The sequence below is a fragment of the Flavobacterium aquidurense genome (genome assembly GCF_002217195.1).
Taxonomy (GTDB): Bacteria; Bacteroidota; Bacteroidia; order Flavobacteriales; family Flavobacteriaceae; genus Flavobacterium; species Flavobacterium frigidimaris.
The window spans coordinates 269,636-293,959 of record NZ_MUGR01000034.1; the positions used below are offsets into that span (position 1 = coordinate 269,636).

21 protein-coding genes are annotated in these 24,324 nt (G+C 34.3%); 11 read left to right on the plus strand and 10 right to left on the minus strand.

Going from position 1 to position 24,324, the window contains the following annotated elements:
* Positions 1-109: 109 nt before the first annotated feature.
* Together B0A67_RS17755 and B0A67_RS17760 are read left to right on the plus strand one after the other, a co-directional pair.
* On the plus strand, positions 110-817 hold the full coding sequence (locus B0A67_RS17755; RefSeq protein WP_072955210.1) for an ABC transporter ATP-binding protein: 708 nt from the start codon (positions 110-112) through the stop codon (positions 815-817).
* Between the two features lie 132 nt (positions 818-949).
* Positions 950-3,379, plus strand: a complete 2,430-nt coding sequence (locus B0A67_RS17760; protein WP_072955214.1) for an ABC transporter permease — start codon at positions 950-952, stop codon at positions 3,377-3,379.
* A gap of 78 nt (positions 3,380-3,457) precedes the next feature.
* Here B0A67_RS17760 and B0A67_RS17765 read toward each other — a convergent pair whose 3' ends face one another.
* Positions 3,458-5,077, minus strand: coding sequence for a L,D-transpeptidase family protein (locus tag B0A67_RS17765; protein ID WP_072955216.1), 1,620 nt, complete (start codon positions 5,075-5,077; stop codon positions 3,458-3,460).
* A gap of 413 nt (positions 5,078-5,490) precedes the next feature.
* Between B0A67_RS17765 and B0A67_RS17770 the strand changes: the two genes are divergently transcribed.
* The 4 genes from B0A67_RS17770 to B0A67_RS17785 all read left to right on the plus strand — a co-directional run bounded on the left by B0A67_RS17770 (position 5,491) and on the right by B0A67_RS17785 (position 8,046).
* Positions 5,491-6,624, plus strand: a complete 1,134-nt coding sequence (locus B0A67_RS17770; protein WP_072955219.1) for an Mrp/NBP35 family ATP-binding protein — start codon at positions 5,491-5,493, stop codon at positions 6,622-6,624.
* Positions 6,625-6,730: 106 nt separating this feature from the next.
* On the plus strand, positions 6,731-6,970 hold the full coding sequence (locus B0A67_RS17775; protein WP_055097397.1) for a NifU family protein: 240 nt from the start codon (positions 6,731-6,733) through the stop codon (positions 6,968-6,970).
* A 215-nt stretch (positions 6,971-7,185) separates the two neighbouring features.
* Entirely contained in the window at positions 7,186-7,668 is a 483-nt protein-coding gene (locus tag B0A67_RS17780; protein ID WP_072955221.1) for a hypothetical protein, read from the plus strand.
* 60 nt (positions 7,669-7,728) lie between these two features.
* Positions 7,729-8,046 (plus strand): 2Fe-2S iron-sulfur cluster-binding family protein, encoded by a 318-nt coding sequence (locus tag B0A67_RS17785; RefSeq protein WP_007805184.1) that lies wholly within the window; start codon positions 7,729-7,731, stop codon positions 8,044-8,046.
* A gap of 83 nt (positions 8,047-8,129) precedes the next feature.
* Here the strand turns inward: B0A67_RS17785 and B0A67_RS17790 are convergent, their stop codons facing one another.
* The 6 genes from B0A67_RS17790 to B0A67_RS17815 all read right to left on the minus strand — a co-directional run bounded on the left by B0A67_RS17790 (position 8,130) and on the right by B0A67_RS17815 (position 14,126).
* A complete protein-coding gene (locus B0A67_RS17790; RefSeq protein WP_072955224.1) occupies positions 8,130-8,630 on the minus strand; it encodes an SMI1/KNR4 family protein in 501 nt (166 codons plus the stop codon).
* Between the two features lie 151 nt (positions 8,631-8,781).
* Positions 8,782-9,183, minus strand: coding sequence for an immunity 22 family protein (locus B0A67_RS17795; RefSeq protein WP_072955227.1), 402 nt, complete (start codon positions 9,181-9,183; stop codon positions 8,782-8,784).
* A gap of 24 nt (positions 9,184-9,207) precedes the next feature.
* Positions 9,208-9,888, minus strand: a complete 681-nt coding sequence (locus B0A67_RS17800) for an XAC2610-related protein (protein WP_089069557.1) — start codon at positions 9,886-9,888, stop codon at positions 9,208-9,210.
* Between the two features lie 158 nt (positions 9,889-10,046).
* Positions 10,047-11,036 (minus strand): aspartate-semialdehyde dehydrogenase, encoded by a 990-nt coding sequence (locus B0A67_RS17805; RefSeq protein ID WP_072955234.1) that lies wholly within the window; start codon positions 11,034-11,036, stop codon positions 10,047-10,049.
* 169 nt (positions 11,037-11,205) lie between these two features.
* On the minus strand, positions 11,206-11,586 hold the full coding sequence (mscL, locus tag B0A67_RS17810) for a large conductance mechanosensitive channel protein MscL (RefSeq protein ID WP_072955237.1): 381 nt from the start codon (positions 11,584-11,586) through the stop codon (positions 11,206-11,208).
* Between the two features lie 68 nt (positions 11,587-11,654).
* Positions 11,655-14,126 (minus strand): bifunctional UDP-N-acetylmuramoyl-tripeptide:D-alanyl-D-alanine ligase/alanine racemase, encoded by a 2,472-nt coding sequence (locus B0A67_RS17815; RefSeq protein ID WP_072955240.1) that lies wholly within the window; start codon positions 14,124-14,126, stop codon positions 11,655-11,657.
* A gap of 307 nt (positions 14,127-14,433) precedes the next feature.
* Here B0A67_RS17815 and B0A67_RS17820 point away from each other — a divergent pair, with 307 nt between their 5' ends.
* A complete protein-coding gene (locus tag B0A67_RS17820) occupies positions 14,434-15,039 on the plus strand; it encodes a hypothetical protein (RefSeq protein WP_072955597.1) in 606 nt (201 codons plus the stop codon).
* Here B0A67_RS17820 and B0A67_RS17825 read toward each other — a convergent pair.
* Entirely contained in the window at positions 15,034-15,768 is a 735-nt protein-coding gene (locus B0A67_RS17825) for a porin family protein (RefSeq protein WP_317044089.1), read from the minus strand. The genes B0A67_RS17820 and B0A67_RS17825 overlap by 6 nt on opposite strands.
* A 191-nt stretch (positions 15,769-15,959) precedes the next feature.
* Between B0A67_RS17825 and B0A67_RS17830 the strand changes: the two genes are divergently transcribed.
* The 3 genes from B0A67_RS17830 (at position 15,960) to B0A67_RS17840 (ending at position 21,235) form a co-directional block, all read left to right on the plus strand.
* On the plus strand, positions 15,960-16,313 hold the full coding sequence (locus B0A67_RS17830) for a hypothetical protein (RefSeq protein WP_072955244.1): 354 nt from the start codon (positions 15,960-15,962) through the stop codon (positions 16,311-16,313).
* Positions 16,314-16,669: 356 nt separating this feature from the next.
* The gene (locus B0A67_RS17835; RefSeq protein WP_072955246.1) at positions 16,670-18,877 is read left to right on the plus strand and encodes a TonB-dependent receptor; all 2,208 of its coding nucleotides are present in this window, start codon (positions 16,670-16,672) and stop codon (positions 18,875-18,877) included.
* A gap of 249 nt (positions 18,878-19,126) precedes the next feature.
* On the plus strand, positions 19,127-21,235 hold the full coding sequence (locus B0A67_RS17840; protein ID WP_072955249.1) for a prolyl oligopeptidase family serine peptidase: 2,109 nt from the start codon (positions 19,127-19,129) through the stop codon (positions 21,233-21,235).
* Between the two features lie 79 nt (positions 21,236-21,314).
* Here the strand turns inward: B0A67_RS17840 and B0A67_RS17845 are convergent, their stop codons facing one another.
* A complete protein-coding gene (locus B0A67_RS17845) occupies positions 21,315-21,515 on the minus strand; it encodes a hypothetical protein (RefSeq protein WP_072955252.1) in 201 nt (66 codons plus the stop codon).
* A gap of 42 nt (positions 21,516-21,557) precedes the next feature.
* Here B0A67_RS17845 and B0A67_RS17850 point away from each other — a divergent pair, with 42 nt between their 5' ends.
* A complete protein-coding gene (locus B0A67_RS17850) occupies positions 21,558-22,550 on the plus strand; it encodes a Gfo/Idh/MocA family protein (RefSeq protein ID WP_072955255.1) in 993 nt (330 codons plus the stop codon).
* 296 nt (positions 22,551-22,846) lie between these two features.
* Here B0A67_RS17850 and ltrA read toward each other — a convergent pair whose 3' ends face one another.
* Positions 22,847-24,256 (minus strand): group II intron reverse transcriptase/maturase, encoded by a 1,410-nt coding sequence (gene ltrA, locus B0A67_RS17855; protein ID WP_072955604.1) that lies wholly within the window; start codon positions 24,254-24,256, stop codon positions 22,847-22,849.
* Positions 24,257-24,324: the final 68 nt, after the last annotated feature.

Here is a 24,324-nt window from a genome sequence, read left to right on the forward strand (position 1 = left end):
TCAGTCACAGATTACAATTCACAATTAATAATTCACAATTAATAATTTACAATTAGTAAAGTTTCAATCATCAATCAAAATAATCATTAACAACTAAAATTTTAGAACTATGATAACAATTCAAAATTTAACCAAAGTTTTTAGAACCGAAGAAGTAGAAACAGCAGCTTTAAGCGGGATTTCTTTAGAAATAAAAAAAGGAGATTTCCTCACTATTATGGGACCTTCTGGTTGCGGAAAATCTACTTTATTAAATATCATAGGACTTTTAGACAGTGCCAATGGCGGAAGTTATAAATTATTAGATCAGGAAATGATTGGTTTAAAAGAGAAAGGAAGAGCTGTTGTTCGTAAAGAAAATATTGGTTTCATTTTCCAGAACTTTAACCTCATCGATGAGCTTTCGGTTTATGATAATATCGAACTGCCTTTGCTTTATAACAATGTAAAAGCAGCCGACAGAAAACAAAAAATTGAAGCCATTGCCGAGAAATTAAATATCTCTCATAGATTAAAACATTATCCGCAACAGCTTTCCGGAGGACAACAACAAAGGGTTGCTGTAGCAAGGGCTTTGGTAAACGACCCGAAAATTATTCTTGCCGATGAGCCAACAGGAAATTTGGACAGTAAAAATGGTAATGAAGTAATGGAACTTTTAACTGACCTACACGCTAAAGGCGCTACTATTTTGATGGTAACACACTCTGATTATGATGCTTCGTTCTCGCAAAAAACAATTCATATGAAGGATGGCGTTATATTTTCTGAAAAATTAAACCAGAGAAATGTTGATGTTTTTATGGACGCTAAATAATTTCAAAAATGATAAAGTTTATTGTAACAGCAATTTTGATCCTAATTGGATTTGTTTGCAAAGTATTAGCAATGATATAAAACCTGTCAGGTTACTAAAAAAGCAACTGTAATAACTATAAAAAAACACAAAATGATTTTTAACTGGTTTAAAATATTCATATATCATTTAAAGCAAAACAAATTGTTTTCGTTTTTAAATGTCCTGGGATTAAGCATTGGAATTGCCGGAGTAGTTTTCGCCATTTTATACTGGAACAATGAAAACGCCTATGACCAATGGAATCCTGAGAAAAAAAATGTCTATCAGGTTCTTAACAAAATTGGAGCAACTGGGGACATCTGGGCCTCAAGTACTATTCCGTTTGGCGTAACCTGCAAGGCAACAATTCCTGAAATCGAATCTATTTGCTTTTTTGACAGCTGGTATTATGAAGAGGTAATAAAATACCAAAATCAAAAATGGATGGGCAAAAAAATAATAGTTGCTGATTATGACTTTTTTGACATTTTTCCTTTTCCAATTGTTAAAGGCGCAAAAAAGGATATTCTTAAAGAGAAAAATAGTGTCGCCATTTCAGAAGATGAAGCAAAAAGAATCTTTAAAAACGAAGATCCTATTGGCAAAATTCTTATAAACGACAGCAAGCCTTATGTCATAAAATCAGTTTATAAAGTTATGAGCCCTTCTTCTATTGAACCAAATTATGTTTTTGGAGGTTTATTAGAAGGTGGCGACGTTAACAGTTGGGGAAACTTCAATTACACCTTGATGATCAAAACCAAAAAAGGTGCTGACAGGGAAACTGTTTTAAAGAAGATGCAAAATGTAAATTTTGTCAACAGGACCATGAAAGACGCTAAAGCAAATGGCCAGACTCCTGAAGAATATGTGAAAGAAAATGGTGAGGTTAAGGTTATCCTTGATCAATTGGATGAATCCCGATTGTACGGTACAAAATCTGCTGCCAGCTATAATTTTCCTGAAGGAAGAGGCAATTTGCAACTGCTTTATATCATGGTAGGTTTATCTGTATTGATCCTGATCTTATCACTTGTAAATTACATCAATTTAGCAACTGCTTCTGCCGTAAAACGCGCTAAAGAAGTAGGCGTGCGTAAAGTTGTAGGGGCAAGCAAAATGCAAATTACCAGACAATTTATATTTGAAACGGCTATTATTGTAGTTTTAGCCATTCTTTTTGCTCTGGCGATAGTAGAACTTTCGTTACCCTACTACAACAACTTCCTGAGCAAATCTTTGACCATGAATGGCAGTGAATTTTACCTCCAGCTTATTTTTATATTTGGATTAGTGATTGTTCTTGCCGGTATATTCCCTGCCGTTTATATTTCAAATTTTGAAACATTAAAAGTTTTAAAAGGAAACTTTTCCAGAAGCAAAAGCGGTATCTGGATTCGAAATTCTATGCTGATTTTTCAATTTGGTATTGCTGCTTTTTTTATCATTGGTGCTTTGATTGTGAACTCACAAGTAAGTTACATGTCTAGTAAAGATCTTGGTTTTAGTGGTGATCAGGTAATCAAAATTCCGTTTAAAACTGCCGACCGCAATAAAAAAATAGAAAAATACCTGACTATAAAACAAGAAATCCAAAAATTATCCGGTGTTCAGGATGTCTCTACTTTTGCCGGTTCTTTTGGCAACAGCACCAACTCAAGTTCCGGATTTACATACAATGGTGTTTTTGTACAGCCCCGAAATGTCGATATGGATTTTGGTTTTCTTGATATGATGAAAATTAAGGTTGTAAAAGGACGGGATTTGTCTCCAAAATATGCTTCAGACACTATTAGCAACTGGCTGATAAATGAAACACTCGCCAAAACACTGGGACTTAAAAACCCAATAAATACAATAATAAGTTCCGGTTGGGGAAATGAAAAAGGGAACTTAAAGTTTAAAGTTGTTGGTGTTGTCAAAGACTTTCACATTACCGGACTTCAAAACAAAGTACCGCCAATGGTTTTTATTAGTATTAAAACTTTAAAATGGAATAATTTTGACAATGTTTATGTAAAGGTTTCTCCAAATAATCTGACGGAAACTCTGGACAAACTCAAAACCTATTGGGAGAAAAATATCAATCAGGATTATCCTTTTCAATACGAATTTGTAAACAAGGGATTTGCTAAAACTTATCAGGAACAGGTGAAACAAAAAGATTTATTTTTCATCTTAAACCTTGTAGTAATTATTATAGCTGTTTTTGGATTATTCGCTTTGGCTTCTTTTTCGATGGAGAGAAGACTGAAAGAGATTGCGATCAGAAAAACATTGGGCGCAGAAACGGATATCTTACTCAAAGAGCTATCAAAACAATACGTCGTTTTTTGCTTAATAGGTTTTGTAATTGGCATTGTACCTGCTTACCTTTTATTGCAAAAATGGCTTGAAGATTTCGCTTACAGAATCAATGTTTCGGTTATTCCTTTTAGTATTGCGTTAGTTTCTTTATTGGCTCTTACTTTAATAATCGTTTTGGCTAAAGCCTATCAGGTAACCAGAATAGACATTCTGAAATATTTAAAATACGAATAAGCTTGTAGACCATTTTTTTAAGAAACCCACCAGATTACTGAAATCTGGTGGGTTTCTTTTATTCTATTTAGCTTATTTTTATTTTGCAGCTACAGCGTCAGAATACAATAATTTATCCAATTGAGGATCTCTGTCGTATACATCCGGATAAAAACCTATTTCGCCGTCGTTATTTACCCAGGCTGTAAAGTAACCAATATAAATAGGAATTTTATTTTTTAGCGTACAAGTCGTTTCTTTTTCACCGCTCATCGCCTGATCTATTTTATCGACTGGCCAATCCGGATTGTCTTTTAAAATCGCAAGTGCCAAACCTTTTGCTTCTTTTACATTGATACATCCGTGGCTAAAAATACGCTTCTCAAAATCAAACAAACTTTTGGCCGGCGTATCATGCAGGTAAATATCATTGGGGTTCGGGAACATGAATTTAACCAATCCCAGAGAATTTTTAGGTCCTGGTTTTTGTCGGACATTGCCTCCGTTCCATTCCATATTATGATCTGCCAGATAGTTTTTATCTTCAGCCATTTTTAGCTTTAATTCATTTTTAATGATACTCTGCGGTACATACCAATACGGACTAAACACAATCCTGTCCATCATTCCGCTAAAAATCACTGTTTCGGTCATTCTCGTTCCAACAAAAACATCAGACATTAGTTCATATTTACCATCTTTTACATATACCAGTACAAACGAAGGTATGTTTACCATTATATATTCGCTTGCCTGAGCTAAGTTTGCTGGTATCCAGCGACATCTTTCCATGTTCAGCATTATGGTCTTAATTCTATTTCCAATTGGTTCATTCATCTGATTGATATGCTCTCTTGTAAGGGCATAATTCAGCTTAAGTCCGTATCTTTTTTTATACTTCAGGATCCCGGCCATCATCTCCTCATCGTATACATCTCTTTTAGAATCCTGCGCTAAATCTCCCACCACAAACAATCGTGTTCTGATTTGCTTTACCGCCACACCACTATCAAAAGGTTTTAAGTCTTTGTAAGTCGCACTGTCGATATCGATTTTTGTCCATTGATTATTTTGTTCAATAGTTCGGTATTTTTTCAACATTGCTTTCAGCTTATAATATTGTCCAAATAAAAGATTTTCGTCTTTATTCAATCTGTCCGGATCCACCATTAAGGAGTCTAATATCTTTGCATACGAAATACTTTTTGCAGGCAAAAACCAGCCTATTTTCTTTAACGTTGCGGGGTCAACACCAGAGTAGACATTACTGGCATAAAACACATACATATTAGACAATAAAAGTTCTGTGTCGATCTGAGGAAGCTTGTTCGATACACTTTCATTAAAAACATCATCTACCAAATCCATATAAGGCATCGTTGCCTTGATTCCCTGATCACTCAATAAACGTATTTTATGATACAACAATGAACCAAATTCGCTCACCCTTTTATCATCATGCCAGATGGCATTGTACTCTTTCTTTTTATAAAGATCTAAAACGTCATTTTGGTATTTCTTTAATTTGGGGTATTTCTTGTAAAACTGATCAATTGAAGCAGCATCGACAGTAACTTTCGAAACATACTTATTGCTCATAAAAGTATTCTCAAATTCGGCCATTTTAATTTTCATATCGATTTCCTTCGCTGAAGATTCAAAGGAAAACATCGAAAAAATAACGGCTGCAACAACAGACAAAGAAGTAAAATTTCGCATACTTTTCAGATTTTAATTTTAATAAATAAATTGTATCAAAAAATAACGAAAACCCATGATTTACTACAACCAAGTTTTCAGATAGTTTTTAAAAAATAGTTGCAATAACAAATTTAGGGTACTCAAATATAGCGAAGATTATTGAGATTTTAGTCCGCCTATTCTTAAAATTTATTGTAAAATTCATCTGTTTTTACTCAGAAAGCACTCTGTAAATGAAACCGTATTTAGATTTTTGCCATTTGAGAAAGCAAATACAAACAACAGAATCATTTTGAACAATCTCAATATCAATAAATACAATTTAAAAGGGTTTGAATCCGAACATAATCTGTTATCTTTGTAGTCTGAAATCAGTTTAAATAAACACAATGCTTAAATCGGTTTCATTCAATAGAAAACAGTAGATTAAAATGAAATTAGATAGAAAAGAAATTCTTAAAGCTCTAGAGACAATCACTATAGCTGGCGAAGGAAAAAATATGGTTGAAAGTGGTGCTGTTGCCAATGTAATCACGTTTGGCGATGAAGTTGTAGTAGATTTAGTTTTACATACACCGGCAATGCACATTAAAAAAAGAGCTGAAGATGATATCAAAAAAACAATTCTTGAATTGGTATCTCCTGAGGCAAAAATCAAAGTAAACATTAAAGTTGAAGCCAAGGAAAATCCGAACGAAATAAAAGGAAAGGCTATTCCGGGAATCAAAAATATTATTGCCGTTGCTTCTGGTAAAGGTGGCGTTGGAAAATCAACTGTTACTGCAAATCTTGCTGTAACACTTGCCAAAATGGGTTTTAATGTTGGTGTTCTTGATGCAGATATTTACGGGCCATCGATGCCTATTATGTTTGATGTTGAAAACGAAAAACCAATTTCTATCACTGTTGATGGAAAATCAAAAATGAAACCGGTTGAAAGTTATGACATAAAAATACTGTCTATTGGTTTTTTCACAGCTCCTAGTCAGGCTGTAATCTGGAGAGGTCCAATGGCAGCAAAAGCTTTGAACCAAATGATTTTTGATGCTGATTGGGGAGAACTTGATTTTATGTTAATCGATTTACCTCCGGGAACCGGAGATATTCATCTTTCGATCATGCAATCATTACCAATTACCGGAGCTGTTGTAGTAAGTACACCTCAGGCTGTGGCTCTTGCCGATGCTAAAAAAGGAGTTGCGATGTTTATGCAGGACAACATTAATGTTCCCGTTTTGGGAATCATCGAAAATATGGCGTACTTTACACCTGAAGAATTACCTGACAATAAATACTATATCTTTGGTCAGGAAGGTGCAAAAAACCTTGCTGAAGATCTGAATGTTCCATTTTTAGGAGAAGTACCAATCGTACAATCTATTCGTGAAGCGGGAGATTATGGCCGTCCTGCAGCAATGCAGACCGCATCAGCAATCGAAACCGTTTTTGAAGAAATAACCAGAAATGTAGTTCAGGAAGTAGTAAACAGAAATGATAATTTACCAGCAACAGAAGCCATTAAAATTACAACTATGGCAGGTTGTTCAGCAGTAAAGAAAAATTAGATAATTTAGATAATGAGATAATTAGGTAATGCTATTGGTAATTTTAAAAATTATCTGATTGAGACATTTTCTAATTGGCACATTCTTTAATTGACACATTAATATTATGACAACAGAAGAATTAACAAACAACGTATTATTGGCTTTAGACGAAATCAGACCTTTTTTAAATTCTGACGGAGGAGACATTACGCTAATTTCTATAGACGATGACAAACATGTCAAAGTTCGTCTTGAAGGAGCCTGCATTAGCTGTAGCGTAAACCAAATGACTCTAAAAGCAGGAGTTGAAACAACAATAAAAAAATATGCTCCACAAATAGAAACTGTGGTTAATATAATGTAATAAAAGCCATGTTTTTTTCTGTTTTTAGATTTTATCAATTAACAAGAATAATAGTTCTTTGAGTGCTTTGATTTGTGAATTTTCAAAAATTCAATACGAACAAAGCCAGTTATTGCGAATTTAGCAAAAAACAACGTAAAGATTTAAGAGTTTTAGTTAAGGAATTGTTACATTTTTAACTTAAATTTGTCACATAACCCCAAAATCTTAAATTTATGAAGAACTATTACGCTCTGTTTTTATTGTTATTTTTTGTTTCTGTAAGTTATGCCCAGCAAACTACACAAACCCTAATTGTTGATAAAGCCTGGTTAAACGAAGCAGAAGAATGGTCCGACTTTAAATACGCAGGTCAGATTGTATTTTCGACTAATGCAAGTGATGAAGAAGGCAGCCTGAGAATTGGCAATTATGATTTCTTATTCGATTTCTGTAACGGAAAAGCTAAATTTGCAAACAAAGCGACTTATAGCACAGCAAATTTTAGTCATCCTAGAAAAGTATCTGTAACAACAGACAAACAAGGAGTAATGAATTCGACTTACGAAGGAACTCTAATCTTTCAGGGAGACAAAGATTATTATTCCGTAATTGCTTTTGTAACCATACTGGAGAAAAACGGAAATACCCTTGGTGTAAAAATGCGCCTTAAAGAAGGCAACAAAAAAGAATACGCATTTAGTATAAAAAATAGTTAATGTAATTAGGGATTTTTTCACGTTATAAAATCCTAAACAGTAAAATTCCAAATAATTAAAATGGATGTATTAATAAAGATTAAAGATCGAGAAGGAGTTATACACGAGTTACAAGCTCCAACTGATATGGCAATGAACATAATGGAGTTATGCAAAGCATACGAACTACCTGTTGAAGGAACCTGTGGCGGAATGGCCATGTGTGCTTCTTGTCAGTGTTATGTTCTTAATGATGTTGCATTACCTGAAATGGGAGATGATGAAGAAGCCATGTTGTCGGAAGCATTTTATGTTAAATCAAATAGCCGTTTGGGCTGTCAGATTCCAATTACTACCGAGTTAGAAGGATTAGAATTAGAATTAGCACCTGAATACTAAAAAAAATAAATTACAATTTTTAAAAATTCCAAATTCCAAAAATAGCAATTGCTCTTTGGTATTTGGAATTTTTTATTTGAATCTTACGTAAGTTCATTTGGATCAAAAGGTTCAAATTCTCTTTCAGAAAATGGTTCAGTCAGAATATCTGATGTACACAACCAGGTTATGGTTTCCTCCAGCGTAGTTCCGGCTTTATAAATCATTTCGCTATGTCTTGGTAAAACAAAATATTCTCCTTTATAAAGAATAATTTCATCTCCATCAAAAGTATCGCCAATTCTCACAGAGTTTAATACTTCCTCTTTTGTCAGCACCTCTTTGCCTTCATCCCAAAACCAATATTCAGTAATACGATTTTTCCATTCATCCATCGTTAGTATTATAGTTTCGGGAAGATAAATTCTAATATAAGTTCCGCCAAGGATCCCACTTCCGTAAGTAGAAACGTATTCTTTATAATCTTCATCAAAAACAATATTTAAAGTCTTTTCACAAGCCAGGATTTCTTCTCTTTCGGCAAGGAATAAATTGGTTTGATTGGTTTTATAGTTCGGAATGATTTTATAATTATCGAAGTTCATCTTGTTCGTAGTTTTAATAGCTAAGATACGCTTTTCATAAATCTTTGTGTTTTATTTTAACACATAGAAACATAGATTTCGAAAATGTACAATAGTCGCTTCACTTTAAATAAAAACACGGAGCATAATTACAAAACTATGTCTATGTTACTCAAATATTATATTCAATTTCTCCTATATATAATAAATCAAATTGTAAGTTACCTATTGAAACAGGCTTTTCAATTTGGTCTTTCGAAATAAATACGAGCGTATTAATATCTTCCAGATTTTGATTTTGGTAACGTAATCTGTTTTTCACTTCGGGAATCCATTGCTCAGCATAGGAATATTTCAGGAATTTTTCTTCGAAGGAAACAGCCTCATTTTCAAATCCGCTTTCCATAAAGTCATGATCTAAAAAATTCTCATTTTGGGACTTTGCAAACTCAGATATGTAATTTTCTTCAATATCATCGTCTTCATAATACGTTTCACTTTCACCTAAAAAATCAGAATATTCTTTTTCTGATTTAAATTTCCCCAACCAAAAATGACTAATCTCTGTTCTCATTATTTCATTTCTTTTATTTAGCCTCTATTGCTTATAATACTCGCTAATTTTATACTTTTTAGTTTTACTTTGCCACTTATTATTTACAAGATTTCTTGTAGTCACCGTTACAACTTCACCATTCATTGCATCTTCTTCAAATTCATAAACCTTACGCAGCCCTTTATTGGGAACAACTTCATATTCTGCCGTTATATGCCAGCAACATCCTGACTTAGAATACGTAATTAGTCTTTTCCTTTTATGATCTGTTTCAAACATACCTAAATTATCCACAGCCAGATTGGTTAATTGTTCACTAAAAACCAATTGTTTTTTTGTCGAATTATAGACATACACATCATAAGACGGACCTCCGTAAGCACTTTCGTTTCCATTCCTAATGGCCAAATCTTCTGTTCCGTCAAAATTAAAATCATTAAATATTAATGGGCTTTGTTCATTGTAAAGCTGAATTACATTTACAGTTGGATTTTGCTTTTCATCCAGAAAAAAATACAAATTATCTGAGCTCAATGTCTGAAAAAATCGATTTGTTTTTTTATCCATTAACTTTATAGTTGCTTTTCCTTCGCAATTTTCATTACTGCAACTATCTACAGAAATTTCTGCAGAATATTTTCCTGAACCGTTTTTTATTTCAAATTTATTTTGTGCTACGCAGAAACCTGAAATTAAGATCAATATGAATTGTATGTTTTTCATTTGTATAATTTTTATAAAATTAGCTCAAATTAAATTACAGGATTTTCTCAAAAGAGTATAAAAATATTAAAATAAGCTATTTTAAAAATACAAAAAAACCGCAATTACATTGCTGCAATCGCGGTCTTTCCTTTATAACAATTTTATTTAATCTCTGATTATACCAAACCTGCCTGAATTAAATATTCAGCGATTTGAATCGTGTTTGTTGCAGCTCCTTTTCTTAAGTTATCAGCAACGATCCACATATTTAAAGTGTTTTCCTGGCTTTCGTCACGACGGATTCTTCCAACAAAGACATCATTTTTACCTTCAGCATATAATGGCATTGGGTAGGTAAAAGTATCTAAATTATCCTGAACTACTACTCCGTCTGTATGGTGTAAAATCTCGCGTACTTCGTTTACGTCAAAATCATTTGTAAACTCAACATTTACTGCTTCACTGTGTCCGCCAACAACAGGTACACGAACTGCAGTTGCCGTAACTCTAATTGTATTATCACCAAGTATTTTTTGAGTTTCACGAACTAATTTCATTTCTTCTTTAGTATATCCGTTCTCTTCAAAACTATCGCAATGTGGAATCGCGTTTCTGTGAATTGGATATTTATAAGCCATTTCTCCCTGAACTCCTGCGTATTCATTCTCTAATTGTCTTACTGCTTTTACACCCGTTCCGGTGATCGATTGGTAAGTAGAAACAATGATTCTTTTGATGTTGTATTTTCTATGCAATGGAGCCAAAGTCAACACCATCTGGATGGTTGAACAGTTTGGGTTTGCTATAATTTTATCTTCTTTTGTTAAAGTATCTGCATTGATTTCAGGAACGATCAACTTTTTTGTAGGATCCATTCTCCATGCCGAAGAATTATCGATAACAGTTGTTCCGGCAGCAGCAAATTTTGGTGCCCATTCTAATGAAGTATCACCTCCGGCTGAGAAAAGAGCAATATCAGCTTTCATATCAACAGCAGTTTGCAATCCTACAACTTTATATTTTTGACCTTTATATTCAATTTCTTTTCCTACTGATTTTTCAGAAGCAACAGGAATTAACTCAGTAACAGGAAAATTTCTTTCTGCTAAAACTTTAAGCATTATTTCGCCAACCATACCAGTGGCACCTACAACGGCTATTCTCATTTTTATATTTTTAGTATGAATTAATCTAATTTTACAGTACAAAAGTATACATAATAAAAATCAAAACAAGGCGCTTCACAAAAAATAACAAAATGTTACAAATCAAACAAAACTAAAAAAAACCGTCCCAATTAAGGAACGGTTAAATTAGACTTAGTGTAGCGGTATATTATTTATTTTTCAACAGATCTCTAATCTGAATAAGCAATTCTTCCTGTGTTGGTCCTGCTGGTGCAGCCGGTACCGGAACTTCTTTCTTTTTTGCATGATTTATTCCTTTAATGATCAAGAATAAAACAAAAGCAACAATTAAAAAGTTAATTACTGCTGAAAGAAACAAACCGTACTTAACACCTCCAAAAGCTGTCAGCTCCTCTATCGTCGATAAATGCGCTGCATCTAGTGCCGGTTTTAGTATTAATGGTGTAATTACATTTTCAATTAATGAGCTTACAATTTTACCAAAAGCAGCTCCAATGATCACACCGACAGCCAAATCGACTACGTTGCCTTTCATTGCAAATTCCTTAAATTCTGAAAACATCCCCATAATTGTTTATTTTAGTTTATAATTAATTGATATCGAAAATACGTAATTTTCTGCATAATTTCATAATTCTATCTAAAAAATACCCTTTTTACCCGTTGCGAAATACTGGTCATTATTTCATAAGGAATTGTTTTTAAGGCTGCTGCCATCTCTATAACGGTTGGATTTTCTCCAAAAATAATAACCGAATCTCCTTCTTTACAATCAATACGACTCACATCAACCATGAGCATATCCATACAAACATTGCCCACAATTGATGCTTTTTGGTTTTTAATCACTACATAGCCAACCTGATTTCCCCATAGACGCGAAATTCCGTCAGCATAACCAATTGGAATTGTCGCAATTTTAGTTTCTTTTTCGGCCATAAAACGACGTCCATACCCTACACTATCTCCGGCCGGAATGGTACGAACCTGAGAAATTATTGATTTTAAGGTTCCAACATTTTCAAGATATTTTTGTTCTGCCGGATCGTTTGAAACTCCATACAAACCAATTCCTAAACGCACCATATTGTATTGCGCATCAGGAAAATTACTAATTCCGGATGTATTCAGAATATGACGAATAGGGTCTATATTTAATTCTGAAATTAATCTCGACGATAATTTTTCGAATAAATTAATTTGAGAATGAACAAAATCAAAATGTTTTACTTCGTCACTTGTTGCCAGATGTGACAAAACACTTTTTATTTTTACTGTTGAATTTCCTTTTAAGGTCTGAATCAGTTCGTCGAGTGTGTTTTCTTCAAAACCCAAACGATGCATTCCTGTATCTAGTTTTATATGAATAGGGAAATCTTCTAAATTCTTTTCCCGTGCAATTTTCAGGAAAGCTTTCAAACCTTTGACACTATAAATTTCAGGTTCGAGATTGTACTGAATAATAGAAGGAAAACTGGTCGATTCCGGATTCAAAACCATAATAGGCAATTTTATTCCGCCATTTTTTAATGAAATGCCTTCATCGGCAAAAGCCACACCTAAATAATCTACTTTATGATGTTCGAGCAATTTGGCAATTTCCAACCCGCCGTTGCCATAACCAAATGCTTTTACCATCACCATCAATTTGACATTATTGGCTAATTTCGATTTGTAATAATTTAGGTTATAGCTAATAGAGTTCAGATTAATTTCGAGAACTGTTTCATGCGTTTTCTCTTCCAGTAACGACACAATTTCTTCGAATTGAAATGATCTGGCTCCCTTTATTAAAATAGTTTCATTTTCGAAATTCAGATTTTCGATCTGAGCAATAAATTCGGCTGTATTTTGAAAAGTAATAACATTAGAAAATTTAGACTTAAAAGCCGAAATTGTAGCTCCAATCGCTATTACTCTATTAATCTTATTATCGGTAATTAATTGTCCTACTTTCGAATATAATTCTTCATTAGAAAATCCGCTTTGAACAATATCAGACAGAATAATCGTTTTTGAAGCATTCTTTTTCTTTTGGCTTTCCAGGAAGTCCAGAGCAATTGTAAGCGACTCAAAATCTGAACTGTAGCTATCGTCTATTATGCTGCAGTTATTGATTCCGTTTTTTACTTCCAAACGCATATGCACAGGATACAAACGCTCAAATCTATTTTGAATTGTTTCGAAATCATAATTCAAATAAAGCAAAACTACCAAACATGAAATGGCATTTTCTATAGAAGCCGTATCACTAAAAGGAATTTCTAAATTGAAAACTTCCTCTTTATATTGGTATTGAATATGAGTTGAATCGCTTTTATTTTCTTTATTTAAAATAAAAACATCTGCAGAAGTATCTGTAAAACTCCAGGAAAAAAGTGTTCTTGGATGCATCATATATTCAGCCACAAACTGAGACAAACAAGAGTCGACAATTTCGTTCTTTTGATAGATTATTACCGGACAGTCTTTAAATAAAATTAATTTTTCGTCAATCTTTTGTACTAAATTCAAAAAACCCTCATCGTGTGCACTTCCTATATTGGTAAGCACTCCAATTGTAGGTTTGATCATTTTTTCCAGATTTACCATTTCGTTAACCGTAGAAATTCCAGCTTCGAAAATACCTAGATTATGCTTTTCATTTATGGCAATTACAGATAACGGAACCCCAACCTGTGAGTTATAACTTTTTGGACTTCTGATAATATTATAATCCGGACTCAACAAGAAATTAAGCCACTCTTTTACTATTGTTTTGCCATTGCTTCCGGTCAATCCGATAACAGGAAAATGAAAAAGGTCCCGATAATACGCGGCAAATTTCTGAAGCGTCTTAAGCGTGTCCTTTACTACCAGAAAATTGGCTTTTCCTGCAGAATTCTCAGGAATATGCTGTACCGCAAAATTCCGAACTCCTTTTTCGATCAACTCTGCAATATACAAATGAGCATCATTATTTAGACCTGACAAGGCAATAAACAAAGTTCCGGATCCGTTTTGTAACGAACGGCTATCTATTGAAATATGATCGACAAAAATATCAGTGTCTGAACCGATCCATTCGGCATCAAGAACAGGGATAAGGCTTTTTATATTTAGGCTCATTTAGAAATTCTTTTTTGTCAAATTTAAAAAAACGTTTGCCACGAATTTCACAAATTTTCACTAATTATTTACGAGACATTCTTTCACAGATAAAAAAGTTTGCCACAAAGTGCACAAATTATTTTTCACACAGATTTAAAAAGATTTTGGCAGATGTGCACAGATTTTTTATTCTTTAAATCTGCAGAATCTGCGTGAAACAAATATTAAAAAGTTTGCCACAAATTAAAATTCGTGTAATTCTTTTAATTCGTGGCAAAAAAACATTATTTGTTTATATTTGTTTAACACCGCTAAATACAACGTTTTGAAAAGAATCCTTCCTTTATTTTCGTATATATTACATCCGATTTTTATCTCGATGTATGCCACTTTATTCTATCTTTTCTGCAAAAATGATGCTTTTACCAATCAGGAAAAATATTATGTTTTATTTCAGATCCTGATCATTACGATTCTGGTGCCGGTATTGTTTTACTTATTGCTTCGTTCAACAGGACATGTAAAATCAGTGATGATTCATGAAACTTCGCAGCGCAAAATTCCACTTATTTTACAGTGTTTTTTGTACATTTTATTGGTAAAAAGAAGCATTGTCATCGCACGATATCCTGAGTTACATTTCTTTTTTCTGGGCGCTTTGTTTAGTACTATTTTAGCTTTGGTATGCTCTTTATTTAAGATAAAAGCCAGCTTGCACATGATGGCAATAAGCGGGTTTACCATTTTTGTTATCGGACTGAATATGCATCTTCAAATGCAAAACCCTTATTGGGCTGCTTTTTTGATTTTAATGACTGGTATTGTAGCTTCGTCACGATTAGAAATGGAGGCACATTCGCCAAACGAATTGTTGATTGGGACCTTTATTGGAATACTGCCGCAATTGCTGTTTTTATATTTATGGTTATAAAATATAGAAAATCAAACCAATATTCATAGTGTTCAATCCTATACTTTCACCTGAAAGTGTTTTTACAGATTTATCAAACAAACCATTCAGTCCGTAGTAACAATACACATTCCAGGTATTGTATCCTGCCGACACATATACGCCGTACTGAAACTGATTGACATCCTTATTATTTGAGATTTTATAGGTGTTTTCTCCATCATTTAAAATTGATTTGTCAGAGAAAATATAACTCAGTTTTACACCACTGTAAATCCTCCAGAACTTATAGCTTTCATAGGTAGAATTTCTCCATCTAAACTCAATCGGAACATCAACTGAATACTGTTTGTATCTATTCGAAACATATTCACTGGAACTGTTTACTCCATAAATGTTGCCTCCGTTCTGATCTTTGGAGATGGTCAGATTTTGATAAAAATTTTGATAGCTCAACCCTAAACCGGCTGCAATTGCAATAGTTCTGGTTTTATTGATAGGCATATCACGCAAAAAACCTCCTGAAAGTCCTGCCGAGAATTTATCCTGCTTTAAACCGGTTGGCCCCTGCAGCAATAGATTATAGGTTACCGAAAAATAAAACTGATCTTCGCGGTATAAAGAATCAATTTTTACGATAGGTTTTATCTCCGGCTTAACCTCCTGCGCAAAGGAATTAAAAAACGATACTAAAAATAAACAACTGAAAAGTAATCGCATATCGTGTTTTGGTTTTAAAGAGTTTTTCAAGTAAACGTTTTTTAGAGTAAATTTATTTTACTTACAAATATAATATAATGCTAGTTCAGGATGCAATTAGATCGTAATTATTCGCTTTTTCGTTCATAATAAAATCATTTGTTGCACTTTTTTCAACAAATAGACAACAGAATCCAAAAAATAAATCAATTTTACTTTGATCTTTTATACCTTTGTCGGGAATGAAAAGAAAACAACTCATATTAAGTGTTTCTTTGGCTCTGACAGTATTGTTCTCAATATTGTTTCAGTCGATACACAGTTATGAGCATATTGTAAAGCAACTTTCAGAAAAACAATGCCATCACAATTATAATGATCCTAATGGCGAGATCACACATCAGCATCATGATTATGATGTATGTTTTGTTTGTCATTTTGTTTTTGGAAGTTATATTGTTCCTGAACAATTTGCTTTTCAATTTCATACTTTCAACAACGAAATCCCTTATTTTTTCGCCCTTTCAGAAAAAATATTTTCAATTTCAGAAAACCCGTATCAATTACGTGGCCCGCCTGCAGCTATAGCTTCTTAATTTCGAAACCTTCGAAATAAAATCAACATCCTTTGAATCTAATTCTTAAAAATTAGTCAATTTCCCATTCTGAAACTTTCAGGACCGGCAAATTTTACTATAATTTATCTGTTGGCTGCAATTACTAAAAAATTCATTTAACGCATAGAAACATAGATTTAGAATCTGTAAAAAAGATTGTAAAAAGAAGCATGTTTCTTACACAAAGCTGAACTCTGTGCTTTATAAACAAGTGAAACGCCTTTTTTAAGCGTTTAGAATCTATGTTTCTATGTGTTAAAACTAATTACAACCAATGGGTTATAATTTTTATTTTTCAAAGGATCAAAATCAATTAACTATAGCATCTTTTTCAAATGAAAAAACTAATATTAGCCCTTATTTTAGGGTTTTCGAGCATTCTTTCTGCTCAAAATTCGGTTTCAGGAACAGTAACAAATCTTGAAAACCAACCGTTGGCAAACGTATCCGTTTATGCACCGGAATTACACAAAGGAACAACTACGGATACAAACGGAAAATATGAATTTAAAAACCTTCCAAACGGGAGTTTTCGACTTTCTTTCACTTTTGTCGGGTTTACTACTCAAAGTAAATCAATCTCTAAATTATTAAAAGAAAACACCATTGACATAACGCTTACTGAATCTGTTTTTGAAATGGATGAAGTAGTGGTTTCGACACCTTTCAATAAACTGCAATCGCAAAACGTGATGAAGGTTGAACATGAAAGCATCAAAACATTACAACAAAAAGGGACTTCTACTTTAATTGAAGGTTTGGCAACAATTCCCGGAGTTTCACAGATTTCTACGGGAACTTCTATCGGAAAACCGGTAATTCGCGGATTGAGCGGAAATCGTGTTTTAGTATATTCTCAGGGTGTTCGTATCGAAAACCAGCAATTTGGCGACGAACATGGTTTGGGTTTAAACGATGCCGGAGTCGAAAGTGTTGAAGTGATCAAAGGACCTGCTTCTTTATTATACGGTTCTGATGCTTTGGGTGGAGTTCTGTATTTTAACCCCGAAAAATTTGCCGATGCGAACACTTTCAAGGCAAATTTCAGTCAAAAATATTTCACCAATACACAAGGAAGCAATTCTTCTATTGGATTAAAAACTTCAACCGATAACTGGAAATTTCTGGCTCGCGGAAGTTTCAACACCCATTCTGATTATAAAATTGCCGATGGTGATCGCGTAACCAATACCCGTTATAATGAAACTGATTTTAAAACCGGAATTGGCTACAGTAACTCTAGTTTCTCCAGTGTTTTGAGATACAATTACAACAAGCTTGATCTTGGAATGCCTGAAGATGGAATCGCAGAACAATCGTCAAGCAAAAACACGATGTTCCCGAGACAAGGAATTTTCAATCATTTATTGAGTTTAAACAACGTTATCTTTTTTCAAAATTCTAAATTAGATGTTGATTTGGGTTATATCGCGAATGACAGAAGTGAGTTTGAAGACAGCAATGAAGCCTCTCTTCATATGAGATTGAATACCTTTAATTATAATGCGAAGTATCATTTTCCGAAATTGGGCAAGATTGAAACGATTCTGGGTGTTCAGGGAATGCATCAAACGAATAAAAATTCCGGAGAAGAATATTTAATTCCGGATGCTACCACAAATGATATTGGTGTTTTTGGAACGGCAAACTACGAATGGGACAATAGTGTTGTACAAGCAGGATTGCGTTTTGACAACCGAAACATTACTTCAATAGCACATGGTACTGAAGGTGAAGAAGGGTATTTTTTACCTTTAGACCGATCTTTTGACAGCTTTAATGCTTCTTTGGGATATAAAACAAAACTGGCTGAACCGCTGACACTTCGACTGAATGTCGCAACTGGATTTAGAGCTCCAAATTTAGCTGAGCTAACTTCAAATGGGGTTCACGAAGGAACCAACCGATATGAAATTGGAAATGCTGATTTAAAAACAGAACAAAACGTTCAGACTGATTTAAATTTAGAATTTAAAAACACGCATTTCGAGTTTTTTATTAATGGTTTTTACAACCACGTAAACAATTATATTTTTACTTCGCCAACGGGAGAAACCCGCGATGATAATGATGTTTTTGCTTATGTTCAGGACAATGCAAAATTATATGGTGGTGAAGTTGGTTTACACTTTCACCCGCATCCATTAGACTGGCTGCATTTTGAAACGAGTTTTGAAACTGTAACGGGTAAAAAACAAAACAATGATTATCTGCCTTTAATTCCTGCCAACAACTGGAACAATACATTAAGAACTGAATTTAAAATCAAAAACTGGTTCGAAGAAGGTTATGCTTCCTTAAACGTTTCATCTACTTTCGCGCAGAAAAATGTGAGCGGTTTCGAAACAGCTTCAGACGGATATACTTTGGTAAATCTGGGTTTTGGCGGAACAGTAAAATTAGGCAAACATGCTTTTGATGTTAACCTGAACGGAAACAACTTGTTCGATAAAAAATATATTGCGCACCTGTCAAGATTAAAAACAGACGGAATCCCAAATATCGGACGAAACATTGTTTTGGGAGTCAATTTCAACTTATAATTTTTTTAATTAAACCATGTAAGTATAGTATCAGTTTATTTTGTTTTTGGTTGAACTTGTATTTCTTGCGTGGTTTATTTCATTATTCTCTTTAGACTCAATTCTTTATTACACCATATAAGTCATATCAGTAAATATTAGCTAAACTTAAATTAAATGAACTTACAGGACTTATATGGTTTAGTTCCTTATCACTTTTATTTTCACAACAAAAAGCGCTATTTTTGTGACAACTGTTAAACTTAAACTATGAAAAAAACATTTCTTATAATGGCAATCACAACTGCAGGAATTTCATTTGCACAAAATAAAATTCAATATCCACAAACTAAAAAAGGCGAAACAGTTGATGTCTATTTTGATACAAAAGTAAACGACCCGTATCGTTGGCTTGAAGATGACAAATCAGCTGAAACTGGTGCCTGGGTAAAAGCCCAAAACGAAGTTACTTACGGTTACTTAGATAAAATCCCTTTCCGCGAAGAACTTAAAAAACGCATGGAAAAATTATGGAACTATGAGAAAATCAGTGCTCCATTTGTAGAAGGAAAATTCACTTATTATTCCAAAAACAACGGACTTCAGAATCAATCTGTGATTTATAGAAAAGGAACTGATGGGAAAGAAGAAGTTTTCTTAGACCCGAATACTTTCTCTAAAGACGGAACGACTTCGCTTGGCGGTTTAGATTTTTCTAAAGATGGAAATAAAGCGGCTTATGCCATTTCTGAAGGAGGAAGTGACTGGAGAAAAGTAATCATCATTGATGCTTTGTCTAAAAAAGTGTTGGAAGACACACTTGTTGATGTAAAATTCAGCGGAATTTCATGGCATGGGAACGAAGGTTTTTATTACTCTAGTTATGAAAAACCAAAAGGAAGCGAATTATCAGCAAAAACAGATCAGCATAAATTATATTACCATAAACTTGGAACTTCTCAAAAAGAAGACAAAGTTATTTTTGGAGCAGATCAAAAAAGAAGATACGTAGGCGGTTATGTTACTGAAGATGACAAATATCTGGTAATCTCAGCAGCTAATTCTACTTACGGAAACGAATTATACATTAAAGATTTAACAAAAGCCAATAGCCAGATTGTAACGATTGTAGACAATTTTAACAGCAGCAATCAGATTATCGAGAATGAAGGAACTAAATTGTTTATTGAAACGGACTTAAATGCACCAAATACGCGCGTTGTAACTGTAGATGTAAGCAATCCAAAACCTGAAAACTGGAAGGACTTCATTAAAGAAACTCAAAACATTCTGTCTCCTTCAACAGGTGGTGGATACTTTTTTGCCAATTATACTAAAGATGCCGTTTCATTTGTACAACAATATGACTATAGCGGAAAATTAGTGCGCGAAATCAAACTTCCTGCTGTAGGAACTGCGGGCGGATTTGGAGGAAAAAAACACGAGAAAACTTTATACTACAGTTTTACCAACTACACCACTCCGGGAACAATTTATTCATTGGAGCCAAAATCTGGTAAATCCGAAGTATACCAAAAACCTGTAGTTGATTTTAAAAGTGAAGATTACGAATCAAAACAAGTATTCTACACGTCAAAAGACGGAACAAAAATTCCGATGATTATCACTTATAAAAAAGGATTAAAATTAGACGGTAAAAATCCAACAATCCTTTACGGTTATGGTGGATTCAACATTAGTTTAACACCAAGTTTCAGTATTGCAAATGCTGTTTGGCTAGAAAACGGTGGAGTTTATGCTGTTGCCAATTTAAGAGGTGGTGGTGAATACGGTAAAAAATGGCACGATGCGGGAACTAAATTGCAAAAACAAAATGTATTTGACGATTTTATTGCTGCTGGCGAATATCTAATCGCTCAAAAATATACTTCATCAGATTTCTTAGCGATCCGCGGAGGTTCTAACGGAGGTTTATTAGTAGGAGCAACAATGACTCAACGCCCGGACTTAATGAAAGTAGCATTGCCGGCAGTTGGTGTAATGGATATGTTACGTTACCATACTTTTACGGCTGGCGCAGGTTGGGCTTACGATTACGGAACGTCTCAGGATAACAAAGAAATGTTCGAATACCTAAAAGGATATTCTCCTGTACAAAATGTAAAAAAAGGAGTTCAATATCCTGCAACTATGGTGACAACAGGAGATCACGATGACCGTGTTGTTCCTGCACATAGTTTTAAATTTGCAGCTGAATTACAAGAAAAACAAACAGGACCTAATCCGGTTTTAATTCGTATTGATGTAAAAGCAGGTCACGGAGCAGGAAAATCTGTTGCAGCTACAATTCAGGAAAATGTAGACATTCAAGCATTTACTCTATATAATATGGGATTCAAAGCTTTACCGAAAAAGTAAAACTTTAATCTGTTTTTTTACAGCCACGAATTCACGAATTATTTTTGTGAGTTCGTAGCTTTGTTTTTTGTGAAGAATTTTACCGCAAAGCACGCAAAGTTTTTGTATCAGCTTGGCTTTCTAAAACACAAAGTTCGCAAAGCTGGTTCAATACAAAGCTTTGCGAACTTTGTGTTTTTATAAAATCCTCTAAGCATAAAATCTTTGCGTGCTTTGCGGTAAAATTAAATCCTGCAAAATCTATATGAAAAAATAATTCGGGAAAATTAGTGCAATTCATGGCAAACCTTTTTAAATTTGGATTAACTAAAAAACCAGAAAAATGAAAATTGTAAAATGGGGAATTATAGGCTGTGGAAATGTGACCGAAGTTAAAAGCGGTCCGGCTTTTCAGAAAACACCTAACTCAGCTTTAGTTGCCGTAATGCGAAGAGATGCAGCTCTTGCCGAAGATTATGCCAAACGACATAACGTTTCTAAATGGTACTCTAACGCAGTTGACCTGATCAATGATCCTGAAGTTGATGCTGTTTATATTGCTACACCGCCATCCTCTCATAAAGAATATACTATTTTATGTGCCAAAGCCGGAAAACCGGTTTATGTGGAGAAGCCAATGGCATTAAATTTTGAAGAATGCAACGAAATGATCAGCGTTTGCAAAGAACATAATGTACCATTATTTGTAGCCTATTACAGAAGAAGTTTACCACGATTCCTAAAGATAAAAGAACTAATTGATCAAAATAAAATTGGCACCGTAAGACACGTAAATTGCGTTTTATACCATCCGTTTGAAGAACGATACGATGATGAAATCAATTTGCCCTGGACGGTTTTACCACATATTTCAGGTGGCGGAATATTTGTCGATCTGGCTTGTCATACTTTAGATTTTCTTGATTTTGTATTCGGGTCAATTCAATCGGTTCGCGGGCATGCAAGTTCTCAGCTAAAAGCGTATCCTGCAGAAGATTCAGTTTCGATGTCTTTTTTATTCGAAAATGGAATTCATGGAACCGGATTGTGGAATTTCGCCAGTTTTGAGCGTTATGACAATACGGACATTGTAGGCGATAAAGGAAAAATATCTTTCTCTACTTTTGGCAATGACCCCATTCACATTCAATATAAAAATGGTGAAAAAGAAAGTATTACGATCGAAAATCCGCTTCATATTCAGCAGCCTCTAATAGAAACTGTAGTTGCAGAGATTCTGGATAACAAAGGTATTAATCCATCAAAAGGAACATCAGCAGCCAGAACAACCTGGGTGATTGATGAAGTTTTGAAGGAATTTAGAGGATTGAAGTAATGAAACTAAACGAATTATCATAACATATTTTCATCCCGATTTCTATGATAAAACCAAATCTTTTTTTTTCAGGAGCTAATCCCGCTATCCGTTTCAATCTTTTGTGTCCGCAGCGGCGGACACAAAAGGATTTCCACTTCTATCGGGGCTAGGCAATTATTTTCATGACAATATTTTCCTATAGTTTGTTATTCCGAGGAACGACAAGATTGTTCAAATCGGATAGGAGCCTAGGGATTAATTCCCTAGGCGACCTTCCACACCACCCGGCATACGGATCCGTACCAAGGCGGTTCTTAATTTACGATACATTTTAGGTAGATGTCAGTCAGGGACATATATCCGGCTTTTCTTAGAGTTTGCGTGTTTAGGGCTCTATGCAGGACTGGACTAAGCGCAGTTCGACAGTATCCCTTTCGGGTATTAGCCCACTGGTAGGCTTGGTTGTCTTTAACTCCAATCTTTTTAAGATTGTTGTATTTAGTGCTTATCTTCCTCCAGCTTTTCCATATTAACATTCGTATTCTAAATCGAAGCCATTCGTCTATACGTTTAATCTTGCCTGACATATCGGCTAGTTTAAAATAGGATACCCAACCCTGCAAGTAATATCGCAAGAGCTCTTTTGTCTTTTGATATCCCATACCATTACTGCGATTAGTAATTCCCTTTAACCTGTCTTTGAGTTTACCATAACTTTTCGGGTGTACACATAATCCCCATTTCCCTTTACTTTTGTTATAGAAGCTATACCCAAGGAATTTCTTTCCTTTGATATACCCAACCGTAGTTTTCTCTTTGTTTACCCTTAAGTATAATACGCCTTCAATAAACGCAGTTATACTTTCCTTGACACGAAGACATGCTCTCTTACTTTTACAGAAGATTAAACAATCATCTGCATAACGTACAAAGCGGTGTCCGCGTCTGGCAAGTTCCTTATCCAGTTCATGGAGCATTATATTGCTCAACAGTGGACTTAATGGACCGCCTTGAGGAACACCCAGTACACTTTCTTCGAATTTACTCCCCACAACAACTCCCGCTCTTAGATACTTATGGATCAGCGATATCACTCGCGGGTCTTTGACTTTCTTTGATAACAGTTCGATGAGTCTACTGTGATTCACAGTATCAAAGAACTTCTCTAAGTCTAAATCCACTACGTAACTGTACTTATCATTAAGATGCCTTTCTACTTCTTTCAAAGCAGTATGACACCCTCTTTTAGGTCTAAAACCGTGGCTACTTGTGTGGAATTCTTGTTCGTAAATAGGGGTTAGAATTTGGGCAATACTTTGTTGCACTAAGCGGTCTACAACAGTAGGAATTCCAAGTGATCTTCTCTTACCTCCCTCTTTAGGTATCTCAACTTTTCGAACAGCCTGAGGTTTGTATTTCCCATTCTCTAGCCACTGGAGTAGAGACTCTTTATGTTCTAAGAGCCATTCTTGTAAGTGCTCAGTGGATAAATTGTCTATTCCAAAACTTCCTTTATTGGATTTGACTCTTTTATAAGCCAAATTCATATTGGAGGGACTCAGAATTAGCTCTAAGAGTTTCCCCTGACCTAAATGTACTTCCATGAGGTTGTTTTCAGTTATCCCAATAAAGGTCTGCACTCCCTGGTAGCTGTCGGATTCCGTCCTATCCTTGCCAAGGTAGTTATCAAAATGATTTGATATTTTCTGCATTCGTTCCTTCATGGGTAACATTCATTTACTACTCACTTAATTAAGTTCAGTCCTTCAGTACCAAGTAGTACCTACTATGA